The organism is Arhodomonas sp. AD133, assembly GCF_051195215.1.
Taxonomy (GTDB): Bacteria; Pseudomonadota; Gammaproteobacteria; order Nitrococcales; family Nitrococcaceae; genus Arhodomonas.
The window spans coordinates 1-1,777 of sequence record NZ_JBNAZM010000129.1; the positions used below are offsets into that span (position 1 = coordinate 1).

Consider the following 1,777-nt stretch of genomic DNA (forward strand, 5'->3'; position numbering starts at 1 on the left):
AATCCGTTCTCCGGCGCCCTCTATGCCTTCACCAATCGCCAGCGCAACAGGATCAAATGCCTGATGTGGGAAGACAACGGTTTCGTGCTCTATTACAAGGCGCTGGCCGAGGAGCGCTTCAAGTGGCCGGGTCCATGTGATGAGCTGATGGCGCTGAGCGGTGAGCAGATCAACTGGCTGCTCGACGGCTACGACATCACGCTGCTGCGCGGGCATAAGGTGCTGCATTACGAGCGCGTCGGCTAGCCATTTCCGCGTCCATGGCCACGGGCTTTTTGCTATCATCGCGCGATGCGATCGATGCCCGACAAGCCCTGTCCAGCGCCCGATTTCAGCGGCCTGTCGGCCGCTGAAATGGCGAGCGTGATCAGCGATCTCCAGCAGCAGCTGGCCGACAGGGACGAAGCGCTCGAGCGCCACGAACGGGCGATCGAACAACGCGACACGCGTATCGAGATCCTCGAAGAGCTGCTGCGCCACAAGAAGGTGCAGCAGTTCGCCGCCAGCAGCGAGAAATCGCGCGATCAGGTCACCCTGTTCGACGAAGCCGAGCTGGAAGCCGGAATCGACGCCCTGCGTGACCAGCTGCCGGAGGGCGTGGAAGAGGAAGGCGCCCCGCGCAAGCGCCGCCAGCGCGGCTTCTCGGACAAGCTGCTGCGCGAGCGCATCGAGCTCCCCCTCGGCGACGATGAGAAAGTCGGTGCGACCAGGACCTTCTTCACGAAGGTCAAGGAAGAGCTGGCGTTCATCCCCGCCCAGCTCAAGGTTCTCGAATACTGGCAGGAAAAGGCGGTGTTCGAGCACGAGGGCGAGGAGCGCCTGCTCGCCGCGCCCCGACCGGTGCATCCGCTCGGCAAGTGCATCGCCACGCCGTCGCTGCTGGCGTATCTCATCACCTCCAAGTACGCCGACGGCCTGCCGCTGTACCGCCTCGAGCGGATGTTCAGGCGCCACGGCCACGAAATCAGCCGCACGAGCATGGCCCACTGGATCATCCGCCTGGACGGCGTGTTCAGGCCGCTGATCAACCTGATGCGCGAGACCCAGAACGGCGGCGATTACCTGCAGGCCGATGAAACGCGGATCCAGGTACTCAAGGAAAACGGCAAAACGGTCCAGTCCGACAAATGGATGTGGGTGACCCGGGGCGGTCCACCGGATCAACCCTCGGTGCTGTTCGAATACGACCCTTCCCGGGGCGGCCAGGTGCCCGTGCGCCTGCTCGATGACTTCACCGGCATCCTGCAGGCCGATGGCTACTCCGGCTACGGGCAGGTCTGTGCGGCCAACGGGCTGACCCGGATCGGCTGCTGGGATCATGCCCGGCGCAAGTTCGTCGAAGCCTCGCGAGCGGCGCCGGGAAAAGGCAAAAAGGCTCGGGCGAGCATCGCCGATACCGCTTTGGGATATATCCGCAAGCTCTACGCGATCGAGAGGACGGCCCGCGATCTCGGTGACGCCGAACGCTACCGGCTGCGCCAGCAAAAGAGCGTGCCCGTGCTGAACACGTTCAGAGCGTGGCTGGAGGCCAACGCGGGCAAGGTCCTGAAAGGCTCGCTCACGCGCAAGGCCATGGACTACACGCTCAACCAGTGGACCCCGCTCATCGGTTACTGCGAGCGCGGCGATCTGCGGATCAGCAACGTACTCGCCGAGAACGCCATCCGCCCGTTCGCCGTGGGCCGCAAGGCGTGGCTGTTCGCCGATACCGCTCAGGGTGCCCACGCCAGCGCCACCTGCTACTCGCTGATCGAAACGGCCAAAGCCAACGGCCTTG

The 1,777-nt window shown here is 64.3% G+C and carries 2 protein-coding genes; both read left to right on the plus strand.

Features of this window, described 5'->3' with window-relative positions:
* Window positions 1–246, plus strand: a 246-nt coding sequence (gene tnpB, locus ACPEES_RS23260; protein WP_435106868.1) for an IS66 family insertion sequence element accessory protein TnpB, incomplete at its 5' end; no start/stop codon positions are given.
* A 54-nt stretch (window positions 247–300) separates the two neighbouring features.
* Window positions 301–1,777: IS66 family transposase (gene tnpC / locus ACPEES_RS23265; protein WP_435106870.1), on the plus strand; the 1,477-nt coding region annotated here is incomplete at its 3' end.